18 protein-coding genes and 2 riboswitches are annotated in these 21,149 nt (G+C 58.5%); of the genes, 5 read left to right on the top strand and 13 right to left on the bottom strand.

Annotated features, from left to right (window positions below):
* Positions 1–2: 2 nt before the first annotated feature.
* The 7 genes from VNL17_08440 to crcB all read right to left on the bottom strand — a co-directional run bounded on the left by VNL17_08440 (position 3) and on the right by crcB (position 4,084).
* Positions 3–587 carry a sigma-70 family RNA polymerase sigma factor gene (locus VNL17_08440; protein HXI84103.1) on the bottom strand — a complete coding sequence of 195 codons (585 nt, stop codon included), beginning with the start codon at positions 585–587 and terminating at the stop codon, positions 3–5.
* 72 nt (positions 588–659) lie between these two features.
* Positions 660–1,319 (bottom strand): signal peptidase I, encoded by a 660-nt coding sequence (lepB, locus tag VNL17_08435; GenBank protein ID HXI84102.1) that lies wholly within the window; start codon positions 1,317–1,319, stop codon positions 660–662.
* Between the two features lie 42 nt (positions 1,320–1,361).
* Positions 1,362–1,895, bottom strand: a complete 534-nt coding sequence (locus VNL17_08430) for a ribonuclease H-like domain-containing protein (GenBank protein HXI84101.1) — start codon at positions 1,893–1,895, stop codon at positions 1,362–1,364.
* A 2-nt stretch (positions 1,896–1,897) separates the two neighbouring features.
* Positions 1,898–2,899 carry a dihydrodipicolinate reductase gene (locus VNL17_08425; GenBank protein HXI84100.1) on the bottom strand — a complete coding sequence of 334 codons (1,002 nt, stop codon included), beginning with the start codon at positions 2,897–2,899 and terminating at the stop codon, positions 1,898–1,900.
* A gap of 112 nt (positions 2,900–3,011) precedes the next feature.
* Positions 3,012–3,302, bottom strand: coding sequence for a hypothetical protein (locus tag VNL17_08420; GenBank protein ID HXI84099.1), 291 nt, complete (start codon positions 3,300–3,302; stop codon positions 3,012–3,014).
* Positions 3,303–3,317: 15 nt separating this feature from the next.
* Positions 3,318–3,659 (bottom strand): DUF190 domain-containing protein, encoded by a 342-nt coding sequence (locus VNL17_08415; protein HXI84098.1) that lies wholly within the window; start codon positions 3,657–3,659, stop codon positions 3,318–3,320.
* Positions 3,656–4,084, bottom strand: coding sequence for a fluoride efflux transporter CrcB (gene crcB, locus VNL17_08410; protein HXI84097.1), 429 nt, complete (start codon positions 4,082–4,084; stop codon positions 3,656–3,658). Before crcB ends, VNL17_08415 begins: the two co-directional genes overlap by 4 nt.
* Positions 4,085–4,096: 12 nt before the next feature.
* Positions 4,097–4,167: riboswitch (Fluoride riboswitch) on the bottom strand.
* Between the two features lie 563 nt (positions 4,168–4,730).
* Here crcB and VNL17_08405 point away from each other — a divergent pair.
* From VNL17_08405 to VNL17_08390, 4 genes are all read left to right on the top strand, one after another.
* Positions 4,731–6,029, top strand: a complete 1,299-nt coding sequence (locus tag VNL17_08405; protein HXI84096.1) for an outer membrane beta-barrel protein — start codon at positions 4,731–4,733, stop codon at positions 6,027–6,029.
* 278 nt (positions 6,030–6,307) lie between these two features.
* Entirely contained in the window at positions 6,308–6,646 is a 339-nt protein-coding gene (locus VNL17_08400; protein HXI84095.1) for a P-II family nitrogen regulator, read from the top strand.
* Between the two features lie 132 nt (positions 6,647–6,778).
* A riboswitch (cyclic di-AMP (ydaO/yuaA leader) is annotated at positions 6,779–6,927 on the top strand.
* Between the two features lie 12 nt (positions 6,928–6,939).
* Positions 6,940–8,976 (top strand): APC family permease, encoded by a 2,037-nt coding sequence (locus tag VNL17_08395; GenBank protein ID HXI84094.1) that lies wholly within the window; start codon positions 6,940–6,942, stop codon positions 8,974–8,976.
* Between the two features lie 146 nt (positions 8,977–9,122).
* Entirely contained in the window at positions 9,123–11,078 is a 1,956-nt protein-coding gene (locus VNL17_08390) for an APC family permease (protein ID HXI84093.1), read from the top strand.
* Positions 11,079–11,127: 49 nt separating this feature from the next.
* Here VNL17_08390 and VNL17_08385 read toward each other — a convergent pair whose 3' ends face one another.
* From VNL17_08385 to VNL17_08365, 5 genes are read right to left on the bottom strand one after another with little or no spacing between them, the layout of a single operon-like run.
* The gene (locus VNL17_08385; GenBank protein HXI84092.1) at positions 11,128–12,639 is read right to left on the bottom strand and encodes an FtsX-like permease family protein; all 1,512 of its coding nucleotides are present in this window, start codon (positions 12,637–12,639) and stop codon (positions 11,128–11,130) included.
* Positions 12,636–13,298: an ABC transporter ATP-binding protein gene (locus VNL17_08380; GenBank protein ID HXI84091.1), complete on the bottom strand. Its 663-nt coding sequence runs from the start codon at positions 13,296–13,298 to the stop codon at positions 12,636–12,638. Before VNL17_08380 ends, VNL17_08385 begins: the two co-directional genes overlap by 4 nt.
* A 50-nt stretch (positions 13,299–13,348) precedes the next feature.
* A complete protein-coding gene (locus VNL17_08375) occupies positions 13,349–15,556 on the bottom strand; it encodes a WD40 repeat domain-containing protein (GenBank protein HXI84090.1) in 2,208 nt (735 codons plus the stop codon).
* A gap of 6 nt (positions 15,557–15,562) precedes the next feature.
* Positions 15,563–17,329, bottom strand: a complete 1,767-nt coding sequence (locus VNL17_08370) for a SpoIVB peptidase S55 domain-containing protein (protein HXI84089.1) — start codon at positions 17,327–17,329, stop codon at positions 15,563–15,565.
* On the bottom strand, positions 17,326–18,255 hold the full coding sequence (locus VNL17_08365; GenBank protein HXI84088.1) for an alpha/beta hydrolase: 930 nt from the start codon (positions 18,253–18,255) through the stop codon (positions 17,326–17,328). The genes VNL17_08370 and VNL17_08365 overlap by 4 nt, the downstream gene beginning before the upstream one ends.
* 344 nt (positions 18,256–18,599) lie before the next feature.
* Between VNL17_08365 and VNL17_08360 the strand changes: the two genes are divergently transcribed.
* A complete protein-coding gene (locus VNL17_08360) occupies positions 18,600–20,513 on the top strand; it encodes a response regulator (GenBank protein ID HXI84087.1) in 1,914 nt (637 codons plus the stop codon).
* A gap of 7 nt (positions 20,514–20,520) precedes the next feature.
* On the opposite strand, the gene VNL17_08355 is transcribed toward VNL17_08360, so the two are convergent.
* Complete coding sequence (locus VNL17_08355) at positions 20,521–21,135, bottom strand: protein-L-isoaspartate(D-aspartate) O-methyltransferase (GenBank protein ID HXI84086.1); 615 nt, start codon at positions 21,133–21,135, stop codon at positions 20,521–20,523.
* Positions 21,136–21,149: the final 14 nt, after the last annotated feature.

Below are 21,149 nucleotides of genomic sequence, written 5' to 3'. Positions count from 1 at the left end.
TTTCACTGGTAATAGCCGCGGAGCCTTTCTTTTAGCGTCTGGCGCGCGCGGTGCAGCAATGATTTCGTGGCGGAAACCGAGCAACCCAGCACTTGCGCAATCTCCTCATAGGACAGGCCTTCGAACCGGCACAGGATCACCGCCGTGCGCTGCGCCTCGGGCAATTCCCGGACAGCTTCCATGATCTTCTCTTTCAACTCGCGTTCGACCACCTCCTGCGCAGGGTCAGGCGCCGTTTTGTCGGGGGCCTGCCAACCCGCGCTCTCCGGGTCGGCTGGATCTTGCAGGGCCTCCAGCGATTGGGCGGCGTGACGACTGCGACGACGGTGCTCGTTGAGAATCGTGTTACGGGTGATGGTGAAGAGCCACGTGGTGAACTTCGCGGTCGGCTGGTAGCGTTTTGCCGACCGATAGACCTGCAAAAAAACGCGTTGCGCCAGGTCTTCCGCCTCCCAGGCGTCGCCGATGGCGCGATGGATGGTATTGATCACGGCCCGCTGGTGCCGTTCGACCAACTCCCGAAACGCGTCCGTGTCCCCCTCACGCACGCGCACCATCAGCACCACGTCGGAATCGTTGGGAGTCATCACGCGCAATGCTACTGCACACAGTGAAACACCGCAACGTCGCGGAAGTTTCCCCGGCCGTGTCCTTGCGAATCAAGGCAGGCTGTGGCCGAACCGGTCAAAACGTGGTAGGTAGTGCCGGTCGTGGTCGAACGACATCGCCACCAAGGTTGCGCGGCCCAGAATGCGGTCGCGTGACACGAACCCGAAATAGCGCGAATCGAAACTGTTGTCGCGGTTGTCGCCCATCACGAAGTATTTGCCTGCGGGAACCTCTACCGGCCCGAAAGATCGCATAGCTCGTTGCTGCGGTTGGATCATCAGGGAGTGTGTTTTCCCCGAGAGAGTCTCATTGAGAACCAACCCTGCCGCAACGTTGTTGTTGACCAATGCATACGATGCTGTCTCGTCGTTGATGACGAGATGATCGTTCCGTAATTCGATGCGGTCACCCGGCACCGCGACAACGCGCTTCACAAGCCGAATCCCGTCCGCCGGCGACGGGAACACAACGATGTCACCGCGCTGCGGATCAGCCCACTTGGCCACCTGCCAGGTGGTGAACGGAACCTTGAGGTCGTACGCGAGCTTGTTGATGAAGATACGGTCACCCACGAGGATGGTCGGTATCATCGAGCCCGTCGGCACGTCATTCCAATCCGCCACCGCCGACCGCAACGGCGCAAGAATAGCCACAGCCACCACCGCAGGCAAAATCCATTCACGCCAGAAGATCCGGAGTCGTTGTTTCATGCGGATTGGACAGGGCGCAGGGGTGGTTTGTTCAAGGAAACTCTACCACTTCACTTTCACAGTGCGTTTCTGGCCCACCCGGTCGACGAACGAGACTTCGCCGTGCTGCTTGCCGTATTCGTGGAGTTCCTTGGTGATCTTCACGTCGAAACAGCAGTACTCGGCGATCTCCAGGAGCCGGCCCTCTTTCCACCACTTCAACGCTTGCAGACCGTCGGCAATCTTCGGCGCGTTGAGTGTCGACTTGGCTACGGCATCGAGCGAGACCCGGTGGCCAAGCTTCTGTTCGAGGTCCACCATCAGATCAAGTGTCGGCGTTGAATGCAAATCCAGCGGGGTGTAACCGTGCAGCACCTCGTAATCGAAATTGATGATGTTGAAGCCGATCACTTTGTCCGCGCGGGTGAGCTGCCTCACCAAATCGGCGACCTGCTCTTCCGAAAAAATCCGATACTGCCCGTCAGCCGTGTTGTAGGTGACGCCGACGGACATTTTCATGTCGCGCTTCTTGTCCCAGCCGCCGACTTCGGCCGCGCTCTTTTGGGTTTCCAAATCGAAGTAAACGATGTTCGCCATGTTTACAGTGTCATCCGCGGCAGGCCGAGCGTGCGCATTGTGTGCAAGCCGGGCCGACATTCCACCAAGCGGGAAAGCGTGTTCACCAGAATAGCCGGCGTAGCCACGTCGCCCGGGACGCCGCCTTCGATCACCAACCGCAACGGCGGTTCGCCGACAATCTCGATCACGTCGCGTGGATTCGGCGCACCCACATACATCTGCAATTCCAACGTGATCACTTCCTTACCACCGCGCAAACCACGCGCAAACTGTCGCACGCCAGCAACACCGCCTTCCGCCACGGTAAGAAACTCCGTCTTAACTGTCTTGGTGGCAATCACGGGCGCAAGGCTCTCATTCAGTTCGTCCAGCGCCCAGCCCAGTCCGTCCGCGAGAAAAACCAGTGACTCCGCCAGGCCAACGTGGCCGACCTTGCGCTGCTCACTTCGGGCATTGAATTCTTCTTCGCTCAACGCCGCGCCCACCTTGCGCTGCAGCGCCTCGCGTCGCGTCCCGGCATCAACTACGCGCAGCACACGGACCGCTTCAATACGCTGGCAGGCCATCGTCAGCAGCAGCGCCAGCGTGTCCATCACCAAACCGGGATTCACACCCGTGCCGACCACGGCCGCCGCTTTCTGAATGCATAAGTCGTCCAACTTCCCCGCGAGCACTTTGTGCCGGTAATACGGGAACAACGCCTCCTCGCAAGAGGTCACACAATGCAAACCCGCGCGCACAATTTCCGTGAGCTGCTCGTAGGCCTCGACGAAACTCGACGTCGTGCAATGAATCACCACATCGGCCTGGGTCTGCGCAAACAGAACGACCGGCTTGTCAGTCACAGCCACGCCAAGCTTGCGGTCAAGACCGATCACTTCACCCAGGTCCTTGCCAGCCAGCTTCGGATCACGATCGACCGCGCCGACCAGTTCGATCCCCGGTCGGCTCGCCGCCAACCGGGCCGCCGCGCGCCCAATGGCACCCAGTCCATATTGAATCACACGTATCGGTTCGGTCATAACAGTCCTCGCCTGGTGTCTTGTAGCGCCTTGCTACGCTCGCAGCAACGAAAAAGCCTGCGGAGGTATCGATGCATCCCTATTGCCGATTGCCTGCAGCTTAGCACGCGTTTCAATGCCCGATCTCGCGCATGCTCCACTTGCCGCCCTGGTCGTCCTCCACATCGATGCGAGCGGTCGGATCGAGCACGGGAGCGCCATCCACGAGAAACCGATAGACGTATCGCCCCCGCGCCAGTTCCGTCCGCAGACTCCACACACCATCGAGGCCCTTGTGCAAGGCGCGGGTCATCGGTTTCGCATCATCTTTGACCAAACAGACGAGCACACGAACCTCTTGTGCCTCGGGGGCATTGAGTCGGAACGTCGTGTGTTTGGTAATGGAACGGTAGGCCTGCCTCATGACAATAGGATGATTTTAGGGCGGCGCAGTTCCACGATAGCGAATGATATGCACTTTTTCGAGGGTGACGAGGCCGTCGCCCAGCATTTTGTCGAGTTCGGGCAGGAACGCCTTGATCCTCTCTTCCTTGTCCACAATTTCGATCAAGATCGGTAAATCTTCACTGAGCCGGAGGATTTTCGCAGTGTGCAGGTGTGAATTGGCGCCAAACCCCATCGGGCCGCGCAGCACGGTCGCGCCCGCCAGGCCCATCTCACGCGCCTTGATCACAATGGCTTCGTAGAGTGGCTGGTGATGCCACTTGTCGAGTTCACCGAGATAGATTCGCAAAAGAGAGCCTTCGCCTTCGAGTTTCATAGTGCGCCTCCATGGAATTTCGCCTGCAACGCGCGCCCACAGACCCAGCCGAGATAAACGGCGAGCAAGCAGAGCACGTTGGAGCCGACGATGTTCAACGTGACCGCCAGCCACTCTCCGTCTCGCGCCAGATTGAGCGTCTGCAGCCCGTAGCTGGAAAATGTGGTGTATCCGCCGCAGAAACCGATCATGAGGAAATCGCGCCACTCAGGCTTGAGCCCCGCGCGCCCCGTCGCCGGACCGCTGACGGCGGCGATCACACCGATGGCGAAACAGCCGCTGACATTGACGAGGAGCGTACCGAGCGGAAAGACCACCGCCCACGGATAGTGTTTCGATTGATGCTCGGAGATGACGCCGTTCAGGCCGTACCGGGCCAGCGTCCCGAGCGCTCCTCCAAAAAACAGTAGTAACAATCTGAACATGTCATCCTCTGTGCGTTGGTAGGAGTCATCAGTCCCGAAAGCATCCGGGACGGTTGCAGGCGAACCCCATCGCCGGTTCCAATTTGCATGAAAGCGCCACGAAACTCCAGATGTAAAACACGATCCGAGATAACGGGTCAAAGGCGAACACGGCGATGCAGGCAGGGACATCTGCAGATGCCTGAAACCAATGGTCGTGTAATTATTATCCTCCCTTTCGTCTTCACGCTGATCTTTCACTATCCACTACATTGACGAGCCCATTGGGGAATTGACGTTGTTGTTATTTGACCACGCTGGTCAACAACCGGCGGAACGCAGCGCTGAATGGGACCCGACGAAACTACGTAACCAGTTGTAAAAATGCTGTTTGCGCATATCGCGGAGACACATGGCATAGGGACTGCAAACACTCGCGACCATGCGAGGCTTGTTACCCGCAGCGGTGTCGTGTTCCTGTGTTTTCGCCCAAGTTCAGGCGCAACCGCAACCGCTTTCGGGAATCCCCGTCTCCTATCGCGACGGGTTGTTGTGGGTATGCCTCGGTGCTGCGGGGTCACGATCAATACGAGATCACGTAGCTTTGGAATAGCCGACGAAGACGCAGAAGTCCAACGTACTAACCCAATAAACGGAGGAGATGAAGGTGAGGACCAAACAATGTAAGGCCGTATGGATCGGCATTGCCGCGGCGGTGTTGATCATGAGAGGTGTTCCTGTCGTCCGCGCGGACGACGCGGACTATAAGACTCTCTACGAAGAACAAAAGAAGCGTAGCGACGACCTGGAGAAACGGATTTCCGCGCTGGAAGGTGCCAGCACGCAAAATGTTGCCGTGGCCAAGGCGGACATCACGCAGAAATCGCTGGATTTCCTCGGTCAGACTGAGATCAGCGGCTTCGTATCGTCGTCGTATCTGTACGACTTCGACAGTACCCATGGATCGAGGACAGTGGCTGGGCGCTCCTTTGACACGCATGCCAACCAGTTTGCGCTGAACAAGTTCAAATTGGCACTGGAGAAACCCATCGACTACAACCCCACAAACTGGGTCGCTGGTTACCGTGCGGACTTGATCTTCGGTCAGGACGCGGCGGTGATCCACTCTACCAGCCCGCATGGTGGCACGTTTAACTTGGGGACGGACGGTGATCTGGAACAGGCCTTCGTCGACCTCAACATCCCGATCGGCAACGGGCTGAAGGTCATCGTCGGCAAGACGGTCACCCTTATGGGCGTGGAAGTCATCGAAGAGGTGGCCAATCCGAACTGGTCCGAAGGCAATCAGTTCCTCTTCGTCGAGAACTTCACCCAAACCGGCGTCCAACTGGCCTACAAGTGGAACGATAAGATCGACACGGAGTTTGTGGTGTTTAACGGTTGGGATCAACTGCCTGACAATAACACGGGCCTGTCGTACATGGGTCGCCTCGGGTATGCACTGGACTCAAACACGACTGTTGCTGTTTTGGGTTATGGCGGCCCTGAACAGACGACCGTATCCCTCGGCGGCACGAGCACGACTGCCAACTGGCGCGACGGTGTAGAGTTGGTCGCAAACCACAAGTTCACCGACAAACTCAACAGCTTTGTCCAATTGGACTACGGTCGTGAGCAAAAAGTCGTCGATCTCGGCGATTCCGAATGGGTTGCCGCCGGTCTCTGGCTGACATACGACTTCACAGACAAGATCGAACTGGCTTTCCGTCAAGATTACCTAAAGGACAAGGACGGCGTCCGGACTAGCGGAATCCAAGGCCTGCCGGTCTTCGCTCCAGGTAACGGTCCGGAACTCTGCAGTTCCACTCTCACGCTCAACTACAAGCCCATCGACAATGTACAGATCCGTCCTGAAGTGCGCTGGGATCATTCAGATGAGCCGGGTACGTACAACGGCAACCGTGACCAGTTCACGATTGGTATGGGTGTCGCCTATTTGTACTGATCGCAACTGGGAAGCACCGTCAACAAGGATGCGGCTAAAAAAGAAAAGCCAAACCTTCAAGACGTTGGGCATTCTGGCCCCGGCAGTGACGCTCTCCAGCGTCCTGTCGGGGTCGGTAGCCCGCGCTGCTGGAGCCATTACCAAATTGGCTGCGGCGTAACACGCGGTTGTGTTCGGGCATCTCCTCTTTCATGACCGTTTCCGGTTGCGCCGGGACCGCGCGGGTAAACGGGTCCCAAGCGACTCGATGTAGCTGACAACCAGGGACGCAATAAGACATGAAAAAAATCGAAGCGGTCATCAAGCCATTCAAGCTCGAAGAGGTCAAGGAAGCGCTCTCGGATTTCGGGATCGTGGGCATGACGGTCACGGAAGTCAAAGGGTTTGGACGACAGAAGGGCCAGACGGAAATCTATCGCGGCAACGAGTACTCCGTGGACTTCCTGCCGAAAATCAAAATCGAAGTCGTGTTGGGCGAGGACAAGGTTGATGAAGCGGTGGATGCAATCCTGAAGGCGGCCAGGACCGGCAAAATTGGCGATGGTAAGATCTTTGTGATGTCGGTCGAGGAAGTTGTCCGCATCCGAACCGGTGAAACAGCCGAAGCGGCCGTGTGAATTAAGAATAGCCGGGTTCATGCAGACCGCCCCTTGACGACTCAGCGCCTAAAGCCCGAGTGGCCCAACATCTAATCTATTGCGCCACAAATACTTGCTTACATTGACACACGAGGGCGCTGTGCTATGCTTTCACACTTATTGCCGAATCCGTGTACGTCGCACGGAACGGGGGACCCGGGTAGTTCGGGGCGAATTTCGGTCATTGTACCGCAACAGGCTAGCCTATTCTTCTCAGCCTGAGCCCGTCAGCTAACCTCGTAGGCAAATCGAGAGGAAACTTGATTTGCACCATGGATAACTCGGTCTCCGAGCCGAGACTGCCGCGTCTCATGCGGTCGCGGTTGAAGCGAATGCTGTTTGGCGCGCCACGCAACCTCCACGACCCGTCCCTCGGTCACAAGATTTCGTTGATTGCCTTCCTGGCCTGGGTCGGCTTGGGCGCGGACGGACTGTCATCTTCAGCCTACGGACCCGAAGAGGCCTTTCGCGCCCTGGGCAGTCATCTGTACCTGGCAGTGTTGCTGGCGCTGGCGACGGCAGCAACCGTGTTCATAATCTCCTATGCCTATAGCCGCATTATTGAACACTTTCCCGGCGGTGGTGGCGGTTATGTCGTGGCAACGGAATTGCTCGGCTCCTCGGCCGGCGTAGTTTCGGGATGCGCGTTGCTGGTGGACTACGTCCTGACAATCACGGTCTCCATCGCGGGTGGCGCGGACGCGCTGTTCAGTTTGTTGCCGGTTTCCTTACAGTACTTCAAGCTGCCGTTGGAGTTTACGGCGATCCTCTTTCTGGTGTTGATGAACATGCGGGGCGTCAAGGAATCGGTTTCGATCCTGGTACCGATTTTCCTGACGTTTGTCGCGACCCACATCATCTTGATTTTCGGTGGCTTCCTCTTTCACAGCCGCGATCTTCCAGCCGTGGCACACGAGGTCCGCAGCGGTTTCGGCCAGGGCCTGAGCCAGTTGGGAATGTGGGGCATGTTCCTCCTGTTTCTACGCGCCTACTCAATCGGTGGCGGTACGTACACGGGAATCGAAGCCGTTTCGAACGGCCTGGCCATCATGCGCGATCCAAAGGTGGAAACCGGCAAACGAACGATGCGCTATATGGCGATCTCCTTGGCGGCGACCGCCGCCGGGTTGTTGTTCTGCTATATGCTCTTTCGCGTGTCGCCTGTGGAAGGCAAGACGCTCAACACGGTGCTTGCAGAGCGATTCGCCGGCTCATTCAAGATCGGGGCCCTTCCCGTCGGCTTGTGGTTTGTGGGAGTAACCATCTTTTCGGAGGCGGTGCTCCTGTTGGTGGCAGCGCAGACGGGCTTCATAGACGGGCCGCGCGTGATGGCCAACATGGCCATCGATTCCTGGTTGCCACGCCGGTTCGCCGCGTTGTCGGACCGCTTGACCAGCCAAAACGGCGTCTTGCTAATGGGTGTGGCTGCAGCCGCGGCGTTGGCCTATACGCGCGGTGATATCCACGTTTTGGTGGTCATGTACAGCATCAACGTCTTCGCCACGTTTTCGCTTTCCGAATTCGGCATGGTGCGCTTCTGGGTACGGCATCGCCAAACCGACAAGAAATGGCTGCAACACCTGGGTGTACACGCCACTGGTTTGGTGCTGTGTCTTTCCATCCTCACCGTCATGCTCACCATGAAGATCAGGGAGGGCGGCTGGATTACCCTGGTGATTACCTGTCTGTGCATCGCCGGATGTTTTGCCATCCGTCGTCATTACCGGGCCTTCACACAACGGCTGCGCCAGGTGGAGTCTTCGCTGGAGGATATTCCGAGTGATCCCACCAAAGTCACGCCGCCGTTCGACCCGAAGAAACCAACCGCCGTCATCCTGGTCGGCGGCTTCGCAAGGCTCGGCGTCCATTGCCTGCTCAATGTGTTTCGGATTTTTCCGCTTTCATTCACCAACGTGATCTTTATTTCCGTTGGCGTGCCCAATTCCGATTTCTTCAAGGGTGGCAGCCACGTGGAAGAACTCGTGGAGCGGACCCAAACATCCCTGGATCGCTACGTGGAAATGGCCAATCGTCTCGGTATCCCCGCCCAGTCAGCCTACCGCATCGGCACCGACGTCGTGCAAGAGGTCTCGGAAGCCTGCGTCGAACTGGCTAAGAAATACCCGCGGGCTGTTTTCTTTGCGGGTGAAGTCGTCTTCGACGAACCGAAATGGTTCGACCGCATCCTGCACAACGAGACAGCGTTCGCCATCCAGCGGCGGCTGCGTTTTGCGGGCGTGCCGATCGTCGTCTTGCCGATCCGCCTGTTCCGCAAACAAAACATCACCTCGTCTCCCGCCCCCGCATGAATCAATGAAGCGCGGGTCGCTCGTGGCGCTTGCATTTTGATAACGACCCGTTAGTCTGACAGGCTTAGGTGGGTCGCTAGGGCGTCAAAATGGTGGATGAAAAAAAAATAAACTCCGCTTCCTCGGATGTCACTTTATCTCAGCGGGTGAAGGCGGTACTCATTGGCCGCTCTCTCAGCCCGCATGATCGCTCTGTCTTTCACAAGCTCTCGCTGATTGCATTCTTCGCCTGGGTGGGACTGGGCGCTGACGGCCTGTCATCATCCTGCTATGGGCCGGAGCAGGCGTTTCGGGCGCTGGGATCGCACCCGTACCTCTGCGTCTTTGTCGGGCTGGCTTCAGCACTGACCGTGTTCATCATCAGCGCCAGCTATTCGCAAATCATCGAATTGTTCCCGACCGGAGGCGGCGGCTATCTCGTCGCGAGCAAATTGCTCGCGCCCACCGTCGGTATGGTTTCCGGCTGCGCGCTGCTCATTGACTACGTACTGACGATCACGATCTCCATCGCCAGTGGCGCGGATGCCCTGTTCAGCTTTCTGCCGGAATCGTGGCTGCCGTACAAACTGACCCTCGCCTACCTCGGGGTGTTGGTGCTAACGCTACTGAACCTCCGTGGCGTGAAAGAGTCGGTGGTGACCCTCGTTCCCGTCTTCATGGTCTTTGTCATCACGCACGTTTTCGTGATCCTCTACGCGCTGATTGTGCATGGGAGCGATTTCGGCCAGGTCTTTACCGCTACGGCGGATGCTGTCCGTCAAGCGCATGGCGAGCTCGGATTGCTTGGAATGCTGATGCTAATGTTGCGCGCCTACAGCCTTGGCGCGGGTACGTACACGGGCATCGAAGCCGTTAGTAATGGCATGCCCATTCTACGGGAACCGAAGGTACAGACCGGTAAGCGGACGATGCTCTACATGGCCACTTCGCTGGCGTTCACCGCCACGGGACTGATGTTCGCCTATCTGCTCTTGCATGTGAACGTTCAGAAGGGCAAGACGCTCAACGCGGTGTTGTTCGAAACATTGACCGCCAACTGGGGCGCCGGCGCGCACTGGTTCATTTTGGTAACGTTGATTTCCGAGGCCCTGCTGTTATTTGTCGCCGCCCAGGCCGGTTTCCTCGACGGCCCGCGCGTCCTCTCCAACATGGCGCTCGACCGCTGGATGCCCACGAAATTCGCCACGTTGAGCGACCGCCTTGTGACACAGAACGGCATCGTGCTGATGGGCGTAGCGGCCTTCGGAATGATGTGGTTGTCGTCCGGCAAGGTCGAATTCCTCGTGGTGTTGTACAGCATCAACGTGTTCATCACCTTCACACTTTCACAACTCGGGATGGTCCGTCATTGGTGGATCACCGAGAAAGGAGTGGAGCATCGCCGCAAAAAACTCTTCATCAATGGTCTCGGCCTTGTCCTGTGCACGGCAATCCTCGCCCTGATGACGGTCATTAAATTCCGGGAAGGCGGCGCCATCACGATCCTCCTGACCGCCGGGCTGGTCATTATCTCGCTCCTGATTCATCGCCACTATCGTTACACCGGTCGTTTACTGCGCCGCCTCAACGACCTCGTCAAGGTTGCCGCCGTCGACACGGGAATGGACGAGCCGGTAGTAGCCAAACCCGCCCCCGATTGCGATCCAAAGGCCAAGACCGCCGTCATCCTCGTCAGCGGCTACAACGGGCTCGGCCTCCACACGCTCTACGGGGTCATGCGCGTTTTCGGTGGCGTGTTCAAGAACTTCGTGTTCGTGCAGGTCGGCATCATCGACGCGGGCAACTTCAAGGGCTCGGACGAAATCGACCGCCTCCGCAGGCACGTGCTCGACGAAATGGAACACTACGTTGACTACATGCGCGAGCACGGCCATTACGCCGAGGCTTTCTACGCGCTCGGCACCGACGTCGTGGAAGAACTGGATCAGATCGCCCCGAAGATCGTCGCGAAGTTCCCCAACAGCGTTTTCTTCGGCGGCCAACTTGTGTTCCCAAAAGACACCTTCGCCTCCCGCTGGCTGCACAACTACACCGTCTTCGCCGTTCAAAAGCGCTTCTACCACGCCGGCTTCCCCTTCGTGCTGTTGCCCATTCGCGTGTAGCCACACGCCTGCGCCTGCTTCGCAATCCATCGGCCCGACCGTGGCTCTCTCACTCCCTCTTCAGCGCTTTCACGGGATCGACGTTCGCTGCGCGATTGGCGGGCAACAGTCCGGCCAGCAGTGAAACCAGCGCCGCGCCAGCGATAAGCAGGAGACAAAACCGGGGATTCATGGAAAAAATCGAATTGGGAATGAGCAGCGCTTCTTCGGGTTCATAAACCGAGCGGCGTGCGAAGCCGATCACCCAGTGGCCGATCGCGAGCGCCAGTCCCCAACCGAGCACCATGCCAACCACGGTGCCGAGCACACCCTGCAGCATCGCTTCGCCGAGAAACAGCCGGCGAATCTCGCGCTTTGTCGCGCCCAGCGCGCGGAAAAGGCCGATGTCCGCACGGCTGTCGGATACCGTCTTTGAGGTGGTGCTCCAGACCAGACCGCAAGCCAGCCCGAGAATCAGGCCACCGAACGCAAACGCCACTTTCTTCACGATGTTCACGCTGCTGTCGAATGCGCGCGCCTGATCTTCAAACATACGCGCTCGCGTCGCGACGGAAAACCCCATCTCCTCAATGCGCTTGGCAATGGCTTCGATGTCCGCGCCCTTTTTCACCAGCACGGCGCCTTCGGTGTACTCACCTGGTTTCGGCGTGCGGCGGCCACGCTCGCCATAGACCACTTCGGTCGTTTCACGTGCGGGATTCCGCGAAGCCAGGCGGTTGCGTTGGTCGATCCACTTCTCGCACAGCGTCGCCGTTTCGAGCGGAATAAGCACCTTGCTGCCGGGACAAAACCCAACGACGCGCCCTTTCAGCGTGAGGGTCGTGTTAAAAATAGCCGTATCGTACTGTACACGGAAATTGCGCTCCATCGCGTCGTGTTGGGACACTACTTCGTCTTCGCCCAATGGCTTGAATTCGCGCTTATTGTAATCGTACTGGAATCGAGAGACCCGTGCGTAGTTGTCGCCGAGGAGGATTGTAACTTCGCGACCAAGCCAGGACTTCTCGCCCGCGGGATCGGACTCCAGTTTGCCGCGCTTCTCGTCGAAGCGGAGCCGCACATTGCGTTCCCCTACGACCAGGGGGATCGCATTGGTATTTGCGGTCACCAGCGCGCGGTCAGTTACGTACCGCAGCAACATGGGCTCTGGCACACCCTGGAATTCGGATACGCTGCGTGGCCGCTTGTCGAACCCGTTCACGCTCACCGGTTGCACCACGACGGGCCGGTCGGCTGCCTCAACCCCGGACCAGCCGCGGATCTCGTCGAACACCGCTTCGCTCAAATACTCGATCCGCTTCTTCGCTTCCCGTTTCGGCCCCTCTTCGGGCGGGAGAAGCTCGTACGGGTTTTCCCCTGCATACACGTGAATCACGTCGGGATCGATCTCTTCCGTCCAAATCGTTTTCACGGCCACATTACGCACACCTTCCATCAGTGAATTTGCCGTCACAACCACGATCACCCCGAGCGCAACGGAAATGATGGCAAATGCCGCGCGTTTCTTCCGCAACGCCAGCTTCTGCGTCGTCAACCGCAGATAATCGCGCCGCCGAATCATGCCAATTCCCCCTTCTCAATCCGGATGATTCGCTGCGCGAACCCGGCGGCCTTTTCGTCATGCGTGACCATCAATACCGTCACGCCGCGCTCGCGGTTGATCTTCTGCAGCAACTCCATCACGTGCGCACCCGTGTCGCGGTCGAGGTTCCCGGTCGGTTCATCAGCCAGGATAATCTTTGGGTTGTTGATCAGGGCGCGAGCGATCGCGACGCGTTGCGCTTCGCCGCCGGAGAGCTGATCCGGTTTGTGATCCAGTCGATCTTGCAGCCCGAATTCCGCCAGCAGCGTGCGCGCCCGGATCCGGCGGGTCCGCTCGTCCACTCCCGTAAACACCAACGGCAACGCGGCGTTGTCCACCGCCGTGTAATAATTCGGCAGATTGAAGAATTGAAAGACGAAGCCGATGGTACGGTTGCGGAAGGCGGAGATCTTTTCATCGTCCAGGCGGCTCAGGTACTCGCCGGAGACGATTACTTCGCCCGCAGTAGGCGTAAGTAAACCCGCAATGAGCTGGATAAGCGTCGTCTTGCCCGACCCGCTCGGCCCCATGATGGCCTCAAAACTTCCCTCGGCAATGCGCAAGTTAAGGTTCCGCAACGCCTGCACGCGTTCGCTCTTCAATCGGTACTCAACGCTGACATTCTCGAGACGGATCATGTCTCACGACTCAGGGTAGAGAGGCGCTTCATACAAGCCCGGCCACAACATCATTTTCCCCGCACCGACAACTTCTCGACGCCGATGTTTCCATCTTCATCGGTCGCGCGCACGGCAATGAAATGCAAGCCCGTGGCGAGAGGACCGACTTTGACTTCGAACGCTTCTTCGCGGTCGTCGAACACGCCATCTTTCGGGGCAAAAAATTTCCATTCGCCCCCGTCGACCGAGTATTCGAGGTAGCGAATTAAGCTCAGGTTGTCGCGGGCGATTCCCTTGAGAATTTCGCCGGCCGCATCATAAGAGAGTTGCTGCACCTGCGGACGAGTATTGTCAACCTTGACGGGGTCGCTGATCTTTTCGTCGGTCAGCGCCTCTCCCACAGGGTTGGATTCCTCGTCACTGGCGACAACCTTGATACGATACCAGCCGTCGGGAATGGACTCGGTGTTCCACGAATACTCGGTCTTCTTTAACGGCTTCTCCAAAAAAGCAGGCACCCAGGCGCCGTCGCCTTCAGCCTGGTAGAAGAGCCGGTAGACGAGTGTGTCGCCATCACTATCGCTGGCGCGCCAATGGATTTCCTTGATCGGCGTGGCGGGTTTTGGACGGGCCTCCTCTGTTTTGGGCGACGAGGTCGCGCGCTGAAGGGCCATACTGGCAGTGGCTTCGGTATCACCATCGTCCGATTTCAAATCGTTCGACAGCTCGGCTTTTGACTTTTCAGTCGATGGCTTTGGTTTGTCGCCTATCTCAACTGACGAGACTTCCGGCTTTTGATTCTGCATCCGGTAATACAGATCCAGCGACTCCAACATCGGGTCGGCGCCCGCGGTGAGTTGGGCCCGCACCTGGATAAACCGCGCACGCGGGCTCGCCACCTTTGTGGGCGAGGTCTTGGCAGGCTCGGCCCAGGTCGACCATGTCGAATCGGGCAACGTGGTGTTGCCGGTGCGTGTGGCGACGGCGATGGCGCCGCTACCCATCCACGAAAGGTTGCCCCACGTCGTGAGGAAACGGCAGTCATGCACTTCGCTCGTCAATTCGCCCTCGTGTGCCTTTTGTGCGTCGATACCATACGCGTTGCCGATGTTGCCGGTGCCAACGAACGCGAGCTTGCCATCACGCACCGCGAGTGTGAGCGCTTGTTGTTCGTCAAAATCAAAGAGTAATTCCCAATTCTGGCTGTCGCGGACGCGATAAACACGGCCCTGACCCGACGTGCCGACCAATGCCGCGCCTTCGCCGTCGACTTTCACATCCAAAACAGATTCATTGTCCCAGTTCGCCAGCCGGTCGACACGCCCGTCGGCATGTCGCACGTAGAGATTGCCCGCGAGCAGATTTGCCAAACGCGCTTCCGGCGGTGTCTCGCGCTCGCGCGCCACGGTTTCGGCTGTCATCGCCGCGCCGAACTGACTGCTCAACTGCTGCGTGAGGTCCTCAAACTCCGCCGCGCTCGGGCGTCGCGCCGCCACGCCTCGCGGCCGCTTGATCTTTTGCCGGTTCACGCCGATGTAAACTTCGTTGCCGTTCACCACAAGCGCCTTTACTTCGTCCTCGGCAAACTCGTGGAGAACAACACCCTTGCCCTTTTCCGCGATGCGGTAGAGCAAACCCCGGTCACTCCCGCCGGCAAGCAGCGCGCCATCGGCATCAAGCGCGAGGCACAAAATGTTCGAGTCTTCGGCAGCGTACCATTCCTCGGCCTTGCCGTCCGGGCCGATGTGGAAAATCTTCCCATCCGGGCCGGTGCCCGCGAACAGTCGGTCCTGTTTGTCCACGACCAGCGACCAGACGTACGGCGCCCGCAGTTTACAAAACGGCTCATCGATCTTCACCACGGTCGCCTTGCCGGTCGTGGAGATTTTGTAAATCTTCCCCTCCGGCATCGTCGCGGCGTAGAGATTACCATGCGAATCGAGCGCGACCGCCGTCACGGCAATCGAATCGGCCTCGAAGAGCTTCGTGGTCCGGCCATCCTTACCGAGCCCGTAGACCTCAGCCGGCGAGCCCGTCCCAAAATAAACGACGCCGTCACGATCCACCGCCGAACACCAAATTTCCTTGGCGAACTCGCCCAGTTTCGTGCTGCCATAGCCCAGGCGTAATTCACCACCGCTCGTGACGATAAGCTGCTGTATCTTGCCATGCATGAAATCCTGCGGCGACTTTAGCTCCCAGCGCTGGGTCTTGACGGCCTGGACCGTCACGGCACTGAGAAGGATGGCCAGCAAAGCTGAGAATAGGATCTTCATGCGATATTATTCCTGTCTGATTGGCACGCGAACCGTGGCCTGACCGCTGAGAACCCAGTCCGTGGGCTCCACAAGTTGCGAGATGTCCGCGGCGGCGACGACGTCAGCCGTGCTTGAATCGTCCAGAATGCCGACGGCGCTCGGCGGAAGTTTCTTCAGCAGCTTGCCATGGTATTGCATGCCCTGGCTGTGCGTCGGCGAGAGCGCGACCAAATCGGTATTGTGATGTGCTTGTTGTATGAAATCGAGAAACTCGTCAAGACTGTCGGGCGGCGCGGCGTCCGGTGGCGCGTTATTCCCAGCAACCACCGTGACGACAAGGTAATGTAACGTGTCCGTCGCCGCGGGGACGTCGATGGGAATCGTCTTCGTGACCTCGGGTCGGCCAAAGGGTTTGAGCACAATTTTAAGGGTTGTCCTTTCACCACGTTGGAGTTCCGACTTGTCAAAGTAGGCGCGTTTGATCTCCGCCGTCTGGCGCGTGAGCGCCGCGTCCACTTTCACGTCGACGCGTTTCACGGTCGGGCTGCCGAACGGGGTGTTGAACATCGCCAACAGCGGCATGAGACCCTCGATGCTCAACATACCGCCGCCGGCGCTGAAGAAAGTGTTGGTTACCGTAATGGTTCGCGACGATCCGCCTGCCTTTATGGGAGCCAGTTCCGCCCCCACAGAAATCCGCACGGTGGTGTCCTGCGAGGAACCCGACGCGGCGCTGACGGCCTGGGCGATCGCCATTAGCACAAGCTGGGGCGTGAACACCTGATTATTCATGACCTCGACATCGTAGTGCTCCGACTGCCCCGTGTCGCGATTCGCCGCGTCGATACTAACGGGGATCATCTGCGCCTGCACTTTCGCGTCGGCGACGATGCAACTCTGCCAGTCACCAACCATTGAGCCAATCTCGGCGATGGGGCTCGCCATCTTGAACGAACGCTCCAGGCTGGACATGATCGTGTGTACCTCGGCCGACACGGCAGGTGCCTGCACGGAACCGCCTTGAAAAAACGGGTGGCCGAACGCCAGGATGCGGTTCTTTTCGACGTACGTGGCCGTGCCGACCGCCGTGGCGTCCATATCGCCGCGAATCAATTGCACCCCAATCGCACCGCCGGGTTCCATATCGCCACTGTGGTGCGGCAAGGTCCTGGCGCCCGCGCCACCGGCCGCAATCGGCATCATGCCACAACCCATAAACTTCGAGGCAAACCGTTCCAGCACGCGCGAACTGAAGCCACCGAGCGAAAGGGGTGTCAACAACGGATGTGGCGCGCCGAAACTGTCCGTGGTTTGTGCGAATGCGGCGTTCGGCAGGGCAAATGGCGCGGCCATGGATGATGTCTGACCGAGCGACACGGACGCGTTGATGGTCGACGGGGCCACCGTGGGCAGTTTCAGTTCCGCCATCATATTATGGATGGGCGTGACGCCGGCCAGTGGATCGTTCTCGAACGTCCAGCCGTAGGCGAGGGCCCCAATTAGTTTCCCGTCGATGTATACCGGGCTGCCGCTCATGCCCGCGATGACTTTATGTTTCTCCAGGTCCGCGCCGCTCAAGCGGATGAGAATCATATCTTGTTTGGGTAACGCGTTTCGCAGGACGCCGATAATCTCGACGTCAAAACGCTCGGGCTTGGTCCCCTTAAACACCGATAGACCGTAGCCCTTCATGCCCGGACCGAGCTGCTCGGGCCGCAACGTGTCAGCGGCCACAGCCGGACGCAGCGCCCCCAGCAGCAAAAGGAGCAAGAGCGTGAGCGCTTTCATCATGGCGTTGGGTCTTTGGACGCCGGCGCGGCGGTTTGCGCTGAGACAGGGGCGTCCGCCGTTTTGTCTTTGGGCTGCTCGAAAACAAAACGCGAAACCTTGTCGTAATACAAATCGAACGAATCCAACGAATGGACAAAAGCGTCGCAGTGGGCGCCGTGAATCTCAACGAGTTCCTTCGGTTCATGCGCTAGCGCCCAGAGGCGGTGGGAATCATTGAATGGCACCACATTGTCTTCGGTGCTGTGGATAATCAAGATCGGCATGTGCACGTCGCGGATATTGGTCACGGAATCGAATTTATTGCGCAGCAGAAACTGCCACGGGATCAGGGGCCAGGCTTCCTCGATCTTTTCGATGACCGAGGCAATCGCGCCTTCCGTGATCAGGCCCGCTGCCGGTACCTTCTTCGCTGCCAGGTCGATCGCTACTGCCGCGCCCAGGTCTTCACCATAGAGGTAGAGGCGTTCGGGGTTCACGTGGCGGTTGTCCCTCAGGTAAAAGTAGGCGGCGAGGGCGTCGCTGGCCAGTCCGCTTTCGCTCGGGGTGCCACCGCTTTTACCGTAACCGTGGTAGTCGACGGTGAACACATCCAGGCCCATGTCGTGAAGGAGGTGGACCTTTGGGAGATAGTCGCTGATGTTACCGACCCCTCCATGAAAGAAGAGCAGCGTCGGAGTCGATGCGTTGGTCATGGGTGGGTCCTCCGGCGCGTGCGCCGGGACAAACCACCCTTGAATGTTGACACCGTCGTCAGTTGTCAGGGCGATGTTGTCAAAGGATAGCTTGGCCTCGCGGGGCGTTTTCTTGATAAACGGACTGGGCGCGTAAACGAACTGCTGCTCGTAGTTGTGCATGACGAGGTAGACCCCGCCCACCAAGAGCAGAAGCAGCGTTAACCGGAGTCCGGATCGCGTTCCGCTTTTCATGAAAAAGTAAGCATACCCTAGGTTGCCCAGTACATACTGGCAATTTGTAGTGGCGTGCAATCCGAAAATCTGCCTGATCTGCGGACCCGCCAGGATCTGCCTGTCTCCTGGATACGCATTCCTCCTAACCCATCAACCAGGGTACAGATCTGTGGCGCTGGGACCGGTAATGTGGACACGAATCACGAAGCCTATTGCGCAAATCTGCTTGCCGCTGTTGTCATTACATCCTCAACTGCTTGCATTTTGTGCCGAAATACGACTGAAAACCCTTTATTTTTCTCAATTCTCACCAGCGGCATATTCCATGCTCAATTGTGTTGCGTTGACGGTGAGACGCTCCCATGGCGCAATCAACGGCCATCAAACTTGACGTTCGGGAGTGGTCCCCACGCGCACTACTTTACGGACTGGCGCTGGCGATCACGTTCTCGTATATGCTCATCGGGCGGCTCTACAACGGTAACGATTCATGGGTCCAGGTCAGTTTGCCATTAAGCAGTGCCTCCTTGCTCCTGGTCTCACTCGCCGCTGCCGAAACCTACCTCCACGTCCGGCGCACGCAGCGAAACCACGAAGAACTGCAGGCGACTCGCTCCCGTGAGATCGAGCTTTCGCAACGGCTCGCCTTCCAAAGGCAATCCACGCTCAACCAAATTACCCGCGCCTTGATTGACAAACTCGATGTCGCTCAAATCTCACCGGAAATACTCGAAAAAATCGCTCAGTTTTTTGAGGCTGACGTCGTCGGGGCATGGATCACGGAGAAGAACGGCCAGTCGCACTTCGTCCTCAAGGGGGCCTTCGGCTTCACGGCGCACAGCGTCGAGCAACTTGAGGCGACTGAGTGGTCCTTCCCCGCATTTGAGCAGGCTCACCAGCTTATCCTGAACAACCTGGCGCAAACAGGGCCCGACCCGCTCGTTGATGTCTGCAAGCGTGAACACATTGTCTGCGCCGCCCTAAATCCTGTCATTCGTCGCAACGAACTCGTCGGCCTCATCGGCGTCTTCTACCGCAACCCGCGCGACATCTCGCCGTCCCTCGCCGCGGAAATGTTGACCGTCGCCAACATCATCGCCAGCGCCGTGCAAGCCGAGGAGTTGTACCGCGACCTCGTACAGGTACAGAAAATCGAGTCCATCGGCGCGTTGACCAGCGGCATCGCCCACGATTTCAACAACGTCCTCGCGGCGATTCTCGCCTGCGCGAGCTACGTCAAGCTGCAAACCGATCCCGCCAGCCCGACCTATCGTTACCTGGAAGCGACGGAAGCCAGCGCGCACCGCGGTGCGGCTCTGACAAAGCAGTTACTTGCCTTTGCGAGGCGCGAGGTCCCGCGCCTCGCTGTTGTCAACGCCAATGACTGCATCGAGCAGACTTTGAAGATGCTCGAACGCAGCTTCGACAAGTCGATTCTTATTCAGCGGCAGTTTGCCAAAAACCTTCACTGCATCGAGGTTGATCCCTCGCAGCTTGAGCAGATCTTCCTCAACATCGCCGTCAACGCGCGTGATGTAATGTCCGAGGGCGGCATGTTCACCATCACGACCCGCAACGTCCATCTCGAGGCGACCGATCCGTTCCGCCCCGCGCTCTCGTTGCCCGATGGTGACTATGTGGTTCTTGGGTTCCGCGACACGGGCTCGGGCATGGATGCCGCCACGCTCTCGCACATCTTCGAGCCGTTCTTCACCACCAAGCGACCAGGCAAGGGAACGGGACTTGGACTTTCCCTGGTGCTGAGCATTGTGAAGGGTTTCGGTGGCGAGATTCGCGTTGAATCGCAACCGGGGATGGGAACGATGTTCGAGATTTTCCTCCCGGCCACGAAGAAAGCGCCGACCGCCGCGCCTGTGCCGCCGCCAACAACTGTGCGCGGCGGCCAGGAGTGCATCCTGCTCGCCGAAGACGAAGAAGTCATCCGCGAAATGGCACAGATCGGTCTCGAATCGAAGGGTTACAAAGTGTTCAGCGCGCCGGATGGCGCCTCCGCGCTCTCCATGTATCGCGAGCGCCAGAAGGACATTGATTTGGTAATTGCAGACATGGTGATGCCGCGGATGAGCGGTTCTGAATTATTCGCGCGCATAAAGGAGATCAACCCGGACGTGCGTGTGATCGTCTCCAGCGGTTACAGCCACGACCAGGAGGGCCAGCGCATGTTACGCCATGGCTGCCTGGGCTACCTGCAAAAGCCCTACAACATCGAGTCGCTCAATCATCTCGTCCGTTCGGTGCTCGACTCGGGATTGTAAAGACAACTCACTCCCGGTTTTCACGAGTCAACGGTACAAACATGACCGGGGCGACGTCGCGGGTCGTAACGCCGCCATCGGTGCTCTTTTCTACGAGCAACAGGGATTGCTGATCCTGGCCATCGCCCACCGGAATTACCAGGCGGCCACCCGGTTTGAGTTGCTCGACCAGCGGCGGTGGGACGTGATCAGCAGCAGCGGTCACGACAATCGCGTCGTACGGCGCGTGCTGGGACCAGCCGAGATAGCCGTCGCCCTGCTTCACCTGAACGTTCTCGTAACCGAGGCGCCGGAGGAGTTCGGCGGATGTTCTGGCCAACGGTTCAAGGATTTCGATCGAATAGACCTCCGCGCCGACTTCCGCGAGAATTGCCGCCTGGTATCCCGAGCCTGTCCCCACTTCAAGCACCTTCGCGCCCGGCTGGAGCTTCAGCAACTCGGTCATCAACGCGACGATGTAAGGCTGCGAGATTGTCTGGCTATACCCGATGGGGAGCGGATGGTCTTCATAGGCGGCGTCGGCCAAATGCTCGGGCACGAATTCATGCCGCGGGACTTTGCTCATCGCGGCGAGCACCCGGGCATTCGTAATGCCGCGCGATTCGATTTGCTCACGAACCATGGGATCGTAGTTCG

Source organism: Verrucomicrobiia bacterium (assembly GCA_035577545.1).
Taxonomy (GTDB): domain Bacteria; phylum Verrucomicrobiota; class Verrucomicrobiia; order Palsa-1439; family Palsa-1439; genus Palsa-1439.
This window is presented reverse-complemented; position numbering and strand designations above follow the sequence as displayed.

Excerpts from the sequence above, each read along its gene's own strand:
- VNL17_08440 (HXI84103.1), bottom strand. The coding sequence starts at position 587 with ATGACTCCCAACGATTCCGACGTGGTGCTGATGGTGCGCGTGCGTGAG.
- lepB (HXI84102.1), bottom strand. The coding sequence starts at position 1,319 with ATGAAACAACGACTCCGGATCTTCTGGCGTGAATGGATTTTGCCTGCG.
- VNL17_08430 (HXI84101.1), bottom strand. The coding sequence starts at position 1,895 with ATGGCGAACATCGTTTACTTCGATTTGGAAACCCAAAAGAGCGCGGCC.
- VNL17_08425 (HXI84100.1), bottom strand. The coding sequence starts at position 2,899 with ATGACCGAACCGATACGTGTGATTCAATATGGACTGGGTGCCATTGGG.
- VNL17_08420 (HXI84099.1), bottom strand. The coding sequence starts at position 3,302 with ATGAGGCAGGCCTACCGTTCCATTACCAAACACACGACGTTCCGACTC.
- VNL17_08415 (HXI84098.1), bottom strand. The coding sequence starts at position 3,659 with ATGAAACTCGAAGGCGAAGGCTCTCTTTTGCGAATCTATCTCGGTGAA.
- crcB (HXI84097.1), bottom strand. The coding sequence starts at position 4,084 with ATGTTCAGATTGTTACTACTGTTTTTTGGAGGAGCGCTCGGGACGCTG.
- VNL17_08400 (HXI84095.1), top strand. The coding sequence starts at position 6,308 with ATGAAAAAAATCGAAGCGGTCATCAAGCCATTCAAGCTCGAAGAGGTC.
- VNL17_08395 (HXI84094.1), top strand. The coding sequence starts at position 6,940 with ATGGATAACTCGGTCTCCGAGCCGAGACTGCCGCGTCTCATGCGGTCG.
- VNL17_08385 (HXI84092.1), bottom strand. The coding sequence starts at position 12,639 with ATGATTCGGCGGCGCGATTATCTGCGGTTGACGACGCAGAAGCTGGCG.
- VNL17_08380 (HXI84091.1), bottom strand. The coding sequence starts at position 13,298 with ATGATCCGTCTCGAGAATGTCAGCGTTGAGTACCGATTGAAGAGCGAA.
- VNL17_08375 (HXI84090.1), bottom strand. The coding sequence starts at position 15,556 with ATGAAGATCCTATTCTCAGCTTTGCTGGCCATCCTTCTCAGTGCCGTG.
- VNL17_08370 (HXI84089.1), bottom strand. The coding sequence starts at position 17,329 with ATGATGAAAGCGCTCACGCTCTTGCTCCTTTTGCTGCTGGGGGCGCTG.
- VNL17_08365 (HXI84088.1), bottom strand. The coding sequence starts at position 18,255 with ATGAAAAGCGGAACGCGATCCGGACTCCGGTTAACGCTGCTTCTGCTC.
- VNL17_08360 (HXI84087.1), top strand. The coding sequence starts at position 18,600 with ATGGCGCAATCAACGGCCATCAAACTTGACGTTCGGGAGTGGTCCCCA.
- VNL17_08355 (HXI84086.1), bottom strand. The coding sequence starts at position 21,135 with ATGGTTCGTGAGCAAATCGAATCGCGCGGCATTACGAATGCCCGGGTG.